This is a genomic window from Planktotalea frisia, assembly GCF_001890925.1.
Taxonomy (GTDB): domain Bacteria; phylum Pseudomonadota; class Alphaproteobacteria; order Rhodobacterales; family Rhodobacteraceae; genus Planktotalea; species Planktotalea frisia.
Window position 1 is genome coordinate 1 of the sequence record NZ_MLCB01000025.1, and the last position, 8,345, is coordinate 8,345.

Below are 8,345 nucleotides of genomic sequence, written 5' to 3' on the forward strand. Positions count from 1 at the left end.
CTACGGTCAGACGTCAACCCGTCAAAAGTCGGGTGCTCGAGGACTCTGTGTATATGTCGAAACGGAGTTACTGCCGCGCGCGGATATTGCGGTGGATTTGCATTCGGGTGGGAAGGCATCGTTCTTTGCGCCGTGTACTTTGGCGACACGCACAAAAGATGCGGAGTTGGATGCGGCGAATTTGGAACTGGCGCGCGTGTTTGGGTTGCCGCTGATTTGGGTTTTGGGCAGTTTCAACGACGCGCGCTCGCTTAATTCTGCAGCAGAGCGTGCGGGTGTGCCGATGATCGCGACAGAGCTTGGCGGCGGGGGCGGTGTTGATCCTGAGATTACCGATGCGACGGAGCTGGGGCTGTATAACATGCTGCGCAATCGGGGGATTCTGAAGGGGTCGGTCGCACCGAGGACGGATGTTGAGATGGTTGAGATTACCTCAGCCGAGCATAGTTTGAACGCCAAAGGCGAAGGCGTCTTTGATCGCTTTATCAGCGCTGGTTCGCGGGTGAAGGCTGGTGATGTTGCGGGGCGTTTTCACTTTGTAATGGAGCCAGAACGAGCATCGGAAACGGTGCGCTTTAGCCATGACGGGCTCGTGTTGGCGCATACCAATCGCGGATACGTTAAACGTGGTGATATGTTGATGATCGTTGTGCAGGATGTGGATGGCTAGGGTTGCTCTAACCGTCTGAACAGCATCGACAGGCTGAAACAGATCACAAAGTAGAAGGCGGCAGCGACCAGCCACGCCTCAAATATCATGCGGGTGGATGCCACGAGTTCGACTGTTTTGAACGTCAGGTCCGGCACAGAAATGAGCGAGACGAGCGAGCTGTCTTTGACGAGTGAGATGAACTGGTTTGCCATGGGCGGAAGCACTTTGCGCAGCGCTTGGGGCAGCACGATGTAGCGCAATTCCTGGAAGCGGCTCATCCCGATGGATCGCGCGGCTTCGCGTTGGCCTTTGTCGATGGATTGAATGCCTGCGCGCACGATTTCACCGACGAAGGCGCTTTGGAAAAGCCCGAGAACGATGACGCCGGAAATGAGCGCTGGAAAGCGGCGCATGTCACCAAAGAAGAACGTCCAGATTTGGTTGTCGTCACTGCGCGCAATGCCGCGCGCCCAGCGTTCCATGTTGAGCGCGGCGATGATTTGCTCGGAGAGGAAAAAGAAAAAGATAAAGATGACAACGACGGGTGGGACGTTGCGCAGAAATTCGAGATAGGTGCGTGCGAGCATGCGCACGGCGAGGTTGGCAGAGCAGCGCGCGACACCCAATATAACGCCAAGGACCAAGGCGAGAATGCTGGCGTAAATGCTAATGCGGATCGTTGCGACAAGCCCTTGGATAAGAAGGTTCGCGACCCAGCGCTCTTGATCTTCGCGGTAACGGAAAATGTAGTTTGGGATTTTTTCCCAACGCCAATTGTAGTTCAGCGTGCCGCCAACGCGTTGTATGACAAAAACCACAGCGACAAGCACAAGTGCGACGATAACATAATCGAGCCAGTGAAGTCGTTTGAGGAATTTTTGCATGCGTGCGGGCCTTTGAGTGGGGGGTGGAGGAGGGCGCGTGAACGCCCATCCGCCCTGTTAGGGTCTGATCTCGCTCAGATTACTCAGCGACTTTGTCTTTCCAGTCTTCGCCACGGAACCAGTAGTCGTGACGCTCTTTGAGCCAACCCGTACGGGTCTTTGTGCCAATCCAGTTGTTGAAGAAGTTCTCTGCATCCGGATCACCTTTGCGCAGTGCGAAAGCTTCACCGCCGGCTTGGAATGCCTCGTTGAAGGGCACATAGAGCGTTTCAGGATAGCGGCGCGCAGCTTCGGATGGCGTCGGTTCAGACGACATCGTTGCGTGGGCGTTGCCGTTCAGGACTTCTTGCGTGGATGCGCCGTCCTCATCAAACAAAAGCAGCTCTGCTTCGGGGAACATGTCCGCGATCACTGCGGCTGGTGTGGCACCGCGACGGGCTGCGAATGTGACGTCAGCGCTGTTGTAATCCTCTAGCGAGAACCCTTCGGTCATTGCTTTGTTGGCAAGGATCGTCATGCCGGAGTAGGCATAGGGATCAGAGAAATTCACAGTTAGGTTGCGCTGTGGCGTGATCGACATGCCAGAGATGATGACGTCGAATTTGCCGGACACGAGGGCAGGGATGATGCCGTCCCATGACGTCGGAACGAACTCGACTTCCACGCCCATATCTTTGGCCAATTCACGACCTACGTCGAGCTCGAAACCAACGAGTTCGCCGTTGAGGTCACGCATGGACCAAGGACGGAAGATGGATAGGCCGATCTTGATCACGCCTTCTTGCTTGATGCTTTCGATCACAGAGCCGCTTGAAAGCGACTGCTGCGTGCTTTGCGCCGAAGCTGGCACGGCGAGGGCAAGTGCCGCCGCTGAAGCCAGTGCGATGCCTGCGAAGCGTCTGGTGAATGTCATGGGTAGTCTCCTTGTTGGGGTTACTAAGTCTTAACTAGGTTTGAACGGCGTATCGTTTTTCAACTTGAGAAACGCCGATAGAGAGAAGCAGGGTCACGACCATATAGACCGCTGCGATGGTGAACCAAATTTCAAAGCTCATGTAGGTGTCGGAAATCAGGTTGCGCCCGATCGTCGTGAGTTCGGCCACAGCGATGACGCTAACGATGGCGGAGCTTTTGATCAGGTGCACGACTTCGCCCGTCATAGGCGGCAACATGAAGCGGATGGATTGCGGCAGGATGATGTAGCGGTAGGCTTGGCCCTTGGACATGCCGATGGAGGTTGCGCCCTCCCACTGTCCTTTCGGGATCGCGTTGATGCCGGCGCGGAAAATTTCCGAGATGAGCGCGGCATGAAACACCGCAAGACAGAGCACGCTGGCGGTATAGCGATCGAGCGAAAAGACGGGGCCGAGCACGTAGTAAAACAAATAGAGCAGTACGAGCAGGGGCATGTTGCGCAAAAATTCGAGCAGCGCGATGGACAGGCCGCGACCGATCACCAGATCGGAGAGGCGCAGCAGTGCGATGAACAGGCCGAAAATTGTGGCAAGCGCGAAGGCGGTGAGCGAAAGCTGGATGGTTTTGCCAAGGCCGATCATGATCTCGCCCAGTTGAAACCCATCGTCGGTAAGCGTGTAGAAATACTGCGGCATGCGATACCACTGCCAGTTATAACCCATCGCCTGCGCGCCAGCATAAGCGCCATAGATGATCAGCCACATCACGAACGCATAGATCGCAAAAGAGACCGGAACAGAGTTCAGCACTTTCTTGAGCGTGAGAGGTTTGGCGCGCGTGCTCATCTGTTAGTGATCCAGAATTTGACCAAGGAAAAGTTTCAGACGTTCGCTGTCTGGGTTGGTAAAGAACTTGTCCGGCGTGGCGGTTTCCATGATGCGCCCTGCTTCCATGAAGACTATGCGATCCGCGACTTTGCGCGCGAAACCCATCTCGTGGGTAACGCAAACCATGGTGATGCCTGTGTCAGCGAGTTCGACCATGACATCGAGCACTTCGTTGATCATTTCAGGGTCAAGCGCGGAGGTTGGTTCATCAAAAAGCATGATCCGCGTTTCCATGCAGAGCGAGCGTGCAATCGCAACACGCTGCTGCTGACCACCTGAAAGCTGTGCGGGATATTTGTCAGCCTGTTCGGGGATGTGCACGCGCTCAAGGTAAAGGCGCGCGCGCTTTTCTGCCTCGGCTTTGGCGATCTTGCGCACCTTCATAGGGCCGATTGTGAGGTTCTCCAGAATCGTCAGATGCGGAAAGAGATTGAATTGTTGAAACACCATGCCGACCTCTTGGCGCAGTGTTTTGAGGTGCTTGCTGTCTTCTTCAACAGAAATACCGTCAACGATGATCTCGCCCGCGTCGTGGAACTCTAATCCGTTGAGACACCTGATCAGCGTGGACTTGCCAGAGCCTGAGGGGCCGCAGATCACGATACGCTCGCCTTGGTTGACGGATAGGTCGACGTCGCTAAGCGCTTGGAAATCGCCGTAAAATTTGTCCACATGCGCGACGTGGATCATCTCTTTGAGCGATGCGCTCGCGCGTGTGTTGTTCATTTTCATAGGCACACAGAGTAGCGCCTGTTGGCGTGTCGGCAAGCCATTAGCTACGACGGAAGGTAATATTTATTAGCTGAGCTAATGTCATTCATTATATCAACGTGATAGGTATAACTACGTGATATCGCTAGTGTTTCGAAAAGGTGGGGGCCTTGTTCAGTGGTCGAGTGCTGAATTTTTCGCAACTTAGGGACACAAGCATGCAGCAAAGCTATCATGAGCGGTTTGCCAAAGGTGCGCGCAATTTGTTGATCAATTGTGCGGGATGCGCGACTGGCGACAAGCTGTTGATTGTCTGTGAGACGGACACGGTGGGTTACTATGATCCTTCGATGGGACACGCGATCCAAGCAGTAGGCGCGCAGTTTGGTCTGATTACCGAGATTGTAGGCGTGCCTTTGAACCGTGACGTGTGTGACCCTGATCCGAGCTTGGTGGCCAAGATGGCGGCGGCGGATTGCACGTTGTTTCTGGCACGTCTCGGGGATCAAATTCGGTTCCGGTCCAAGAGCACGGACACGGTGCAAGTGGTGAGTTACGCACTGGACGGGCAGATGCTTGCCTCACCCTTCGGCACGATTGAACACCAAGCGATGGAAGCGCTGCGCGATCTGATCAATGGCGCGATTTGTGGCGCCGATGAGGTGCATGTCACCTGTCCCGCAGGCACTGATTTTCGCGGCAGTTACCAAGGCGCGCCACTGGCTGGGAGTGACACAACGCTGAAGCGTTTTCCCGTCTCCGTTTACGCGCCGATCCCTGCGGACGGTTTTCGCGGGCGCATTGCGCAGAACGGATTTTTGACGGGTACGGGTTCGCAATATTACACCCCTTGGTCTTGCGGTCTGGAAGAGACGCTTTTCGTGAACTTCGAGCGCAATCGCATCACCGGATTTACAGGGTCGCAAAAGGATGTGTCCGCAGCGACGGCGCATTACGAGTTTGTTGGGCGCAAGTACGGCCTTGATACTTACTATGTGCATTCATGGCATGGCGGTATTCACCCTGGTTGTGCCTTTGATGACCCTGCTGGTACGCATTTCGAGCGCTGGAGCGGCGGCGCATTTGGCAACCCGCGACTGATGCATTTCCATACTTGTGGGGCTTATCCGCCCGGTGAAATCTCGCTTAACATATTGGACGCGACGGTGCGTTTGGATGGTGTCGCTGTGTGGGAAGGCGGTCGTTTGCGCCCTGAGCGGATCAGGGGCGGGCGTGCGTTGCGCGAAAGGTTTGCGGACTTATGTGCGAGTTTTAAAGACCCTGCGACGTCCGTTGGGCAAGCGGCATGTGGGCAATTGCGGTTTGCTTGATGAGTGTCGCGGAAACGATGGCGTGTAGTTTCAAACGCCAACCTCGTCCTGCAACCATGCTCGAAACGCTTGTACGGCGTCTGATTTCAACGCCTCGTGCTTGCACACGAACCAATACGAAAATTGCGAATGCGCGAAGTCGGGGAAGGGGTGCACAAGTGTGCCGGCCTTGAGGGCATCGCTAACCAAAGGGTCGCGACCCATGGCGATGCCAGAACCGCTGATCGCGGCCTGGATCACCATATTGGCTTGGCCGAATTTACGCGAACGAGGGATGTGGGGCAGGGTCACACCGACCTCTTTCGCCCAAAACGCCCAGCTTGAGAGATGATCAGGCATGTTCGTTGTGTCGAGAAGCATCACATGTTTGGCGATGTCCTCGACGCTGTGCAGGCTCTGGGCAAGGGAGGGGGCGCAGACGGGGGACATGGTTTCCGACATTAGTTTTTTAGCGTGCATATTCGGGAAGCCGCCAGCACTATACGACAGGATCACATCAGCGTCGCTGGTGTTTGGCGATTGCGAGGTGGGATCGCTAGAGAGCGAGATGGGGATATCAGGATGTGCGGCGTCAAAGCGAAAGAGACGCGGCAAAAGCCACACAAACCCAAAACCCGGAGGGGCGGCAACAAGCAGGCCGTCGCGCTTGGTGTTCTTGCTATCGCGCAACTCCTCGCAGAGCTGCTCAACCGTGCCGAAGCCTGCGCGCACAGCATGGGCGAGACGCTCGCCTTGTTCGGTTGGAATGGTCTGACGACTGCGCCGGATCAGCAGGGGATGGCCCAGCCAATCCTCGAGTTGTTTGATGTGCTGGCTGACCGCGCTTTGGGTGACGTTGAGTTCTTCGGCTGCGCGCCCGAACCCTTGCACGCGCACAACAGATTCAAGGGTGCGCAAGGCACTGTAGGGGAGGGTCTTTAACATGGGCCTAAAGCTACGGGTTCTTGGGGGTAGAGCAAGGATAAAGCGCGCCAGCCATTAGCCAATCTAATGAAAAGAGATGCGTTTCAGGATTGGCATTCGCGTTGGGCGTACTAAGCTGTCTCTTAACGGTATGAAGGAGCGCATCATGTATTTGCGAAATTGTTGGTATGTTGCGGGGTGGAGCAAGGATTACGAGCGCGCGCTGAAACCGCAAATGCTGCTGGGTGAAGAGATCGTGTTCTATCGCCAAGCTGATGGCACCCCTGTCGCGCTAGAAGATGCTTGTCCGCATCGCAAATTGCCGCTCTCAATGGGTCAGCTAGAGGGCGACACAGTTGTTTGCGGCTATCATGGCCTGACGTTTGATTGCACTGGCAATTGCACGGATAGTCCGACGCAGCGCGGGATGACGCCACGCCGTGCAAAGGTGCGCACATATCCTGTCGTGGATCGTTACCGCTTGCTGTGGATTTGGATGGGTGATCCTGAACGAGCTGATCCTGACGAGATTTTCGAGATCGAGAATTTTGACAACCCGAAGTGGGGCTATACCGATGGGGGCGTACTGCCGATTGCGTGCAATTACTTGTGGGTCGTAGATAACTTGCTGGACCCGAGCCATGTCGCTTGGGTGCATGTTTCGTCCTTCGCAGGGGGAGGCACAGAAAGTGCGCCGCTTGATATGGAAAAGACCGAGCGTGGCGTGATCGTGTCGCGCTGGATTTATGATCAACCGCCCTCACCCTATTACAAAGATCTTGTGCGGTTCGCGGGCAATTGCGATCGCAAGCAGCATTACGAGATGTGTTTCCCCGCGATCGCGCTGAACAAATCCGTCTACACGCCGATTGGCACGGGTGGCCCGGGCAAGCCTGAGGTGGCGGAAACCTATCTTAACATATCGTATAATTTCATGACGCCCGTCGATGAGAACAACACGCAATATGTTTGGTTCCAACACCGCAATACCGACCCTGAGGATAAAGCGATTTCAGAGGTGATGAACGCGGGTGCTTTGATGGCGTTTCAAGAAGACAAAGCCATCTTGGAGAAGGTGCACACAGGTATGGCTGCAATGCATACGCCAAACATCGATCTGGGGTTAGACTTGGGGGCAAAGACGTTTCGCCAAGCATTGCAGCGCAAGATTGATGCGGAGTAAAATTCGGATAATCAGGGTTATGTTGCATTTTGGAGCCCATGGACGCTTGAAAATCGGCTTGATGCAAAGATCGCAAAACAACGCGTGCGCGTCGGCTTGATCCTGAAAGAGAGGGTTTTGTAAACGACGCGAGAAAGGGCATGTTATCGCGTGCCCTCTCTCAATTTCGTTTTGCTCAGCGTTTGGTAAACTCGTCAAACGCTTCGAGCGCCTTCGCGCTATACGCAATCGAAGGTCCGCCACCCATATAGCCTATCATCTCCAAGGCTTCGCACAGCTCTTCGCGCGTCGTCTTAAGGCGCACCAAAGACTTCACGTGAAAGCCGATGCAACTGTCACAGCGTGTGGAAATACCAATGCCAAGCGCAATCAACTCTTTGGTTTTCTCATCGAGCGCCCCGTTCTTTTTCGCGGCTTTTGACATGGTGTTGAAGCCTGCAAACATCTCCGGCGTTTCTTTTTGCAAAGCGCCGATACGGCCCATAGTGTCGTTGAGAAATGTGGTCCAGCTCATGGGGTGTCCTTTGTGAAACTTGAAGAAATGACATGGCCCGAAGTCGAGACCTATCTGAGTGCTCATAAAGGCGTCATTTTGCCCACGGGGTCAATCGAGCAGCACGGCCCTATGGGTTTGATTGGCACAGATGTGATCTGCGCGCGCGAGATTGCATGTGCGGCGGCCGAGATATGTGGCGCTGTTGTTGCCCCTGCTCTGAGCTATGCGCCTGCGCCCTTTAACATGGGCTTCCCTGGCACTGTGTCTTTGAGCGTGGATCTCTATGAAGAACTCGCGCGCCAAGTCATGCAAGGACTCGCGCATCATGGGGTTCCTCCCAACAAAGGTACTTAATGCGACATAGCGTTCACGCCATGATGTTG

The 8,345-nt window shown here is 55.0% G+C and carries 10 protein-coding genes; 4 read left to right on the forward strand and 6 right to left on the reverse strand.

The features are described from left to right. Window positions 1-670: M14 family metallopeptidase (locus tag PFRI_RS01710; RefSeq protein WP_175549220.1), on the forward strand; the 670-nt coding region annotated here is incomplete at its 5' end. On the opposite strand, the gene PFRI_RS01715 is transcribed toward PFRI_RS01710, so the two are convergent. The 4 genes from PFRI_RS01715 to PFRI_RS01730 all read right to left on the reverse strand — a co-directional run bounded on the left by PFRI_RS01715 (window position 667) and on the right by PFRI_RS01730 (window position 4,064). Beyond that, window positions 667-1,536 (reverse strand): amino acid ABC transporter permease, encoded by an 870-nt coding sequence (locus PFRI_RS01715; RefSeq protein WP_072629039.1) that lies wholly within the window; start codon window positions 1,534-1,536, stop codon window positions 667-669. The two genes, PFRI_RS01710 and PFRI_RS01715, sit on opposite strands and share 4 nt — an antisense overlap. 79 nt (window positions 1,537-1,615) lie before the next feature. After that, window positions 1,616-2,449 (reverse strand): transporter substrate-binding domain-containing protein, encoded by an 834-nt coding sequence (locus PFRI_RS01720; protein WP_072629040.1) that lies wholly within the window; start codon window positions 2,447-2,449, stop codon window positions 1,616-1,618. A 34-nt stretch (window positions 2,450-2,483) separates the two neighbouring features. Next, a complete protein-coding gene (locus tag PFRI_RS01725) occupies window positions 2,484-3,296 on the reverse strand; it encodes an amino acid ABC transporter permease (RefSeq protein WP_072629041.1) in 813 nt (270 codons plus the stop codon). A 3-nt stretch (window positions 3,297-3,299) separates the two neighbouring features. Further along, window positions 3,300-4,064 carry an amino acid ABC transporter ATP-binding protein gene (locus tag PFRI_RS01730; RefSeq protein WP_281249297.1) on the reverse strand — a complete coding sequence of 255 codons (765 nt, stop codon included), beginning with the start codon at window positions 4,062-4,064 and terminating at the stop codon, window positions 3,300-3,302. 203 nt (window positions 4,065-4,267) lie between these two features. Here PFRI_RS01730 and PFRI_RS01735 point away from each other — a divergent pair, with 203 nt between their 5' ends. After that, window positions 4,268-5,380 carry a hypothetical protein gene (locus PFRI_RS01735; RefSeq protein WP_072629042.1) on the forward strand — a complete coding sequence of 371 codons (1,113 nt, stop codon included), beginning with the start codon at window positions 4,268-4,270 and terminating at the stop codon, window positions 5,378-5,380. Window positions 5,381-5,410: 30 nt separating this feature from the next. Here PFRI_RS01735 and PFRI_RS01740 read toward each other — a convergent pair whose 3' ends face one another. After that, complete coding sequence (locus tag PFRI_RS01740) at window positions 5,411-6,304, reverse strand: LysR substrate-binding domain-containing protein (protein ID WP_072629043.1); 894 nt, start codon at window positions 6,302-6,304, stop codon at window positions 5,411-5,413. Between the two features lie 145 nt (window positions 6,305-6,449). On the opposite strand from PFRI_RS01740, the gene PFRI_RS01745 reads away from it, so the two are divergent. Continuing rightward, window positions 6,450-7,466: an aromatic ring-hydroxylating dioxygenase subunit alpha gene (locus PFRI_RS01745; RefSeq protein ID WP_072629044.1), complete on the forward strand. Its 1,017-nt coding sequence runs from the start codon at window positions 6,450-6,452 to the stop codon at window positions 7,464-7,466. Between the two features lie 175 nt (window positions 7,467-7,641). Here PFRI_RS01745 and PFRI_RS01750 read toward each other — a convergent pair whose 3' ends face one another. Then, a complete protein-coding gene (locus PFRI_RS01750) occupies window positions 7,642-7,980 on the reverse strand; it encodes a carboxymuconolactone decarboxylase family protein (RefSeq protein WP_072629045.1) in 339 nt (112 codons plus the stop codon). Between the two features lie 12 nt (window positions 7,981-7,992). On the opposite strand from PFRI_RS01750, the gene PFRI_RS01755 reads away from it, so the two are divergent. After that, on the forward strand, window positions 7,993-8,316 hold the full coding sequence (locus PFRI_RS01755; protein ID WP_111445676.1) for a creatininase family protein: 324 nt from the start codon (window positions 7,993-7,995) through the stop codon (window positions 8,314-8,316). The last annotated feature ends 29 nt before the right edge of the window (window positions 8,317-8,345 follow it).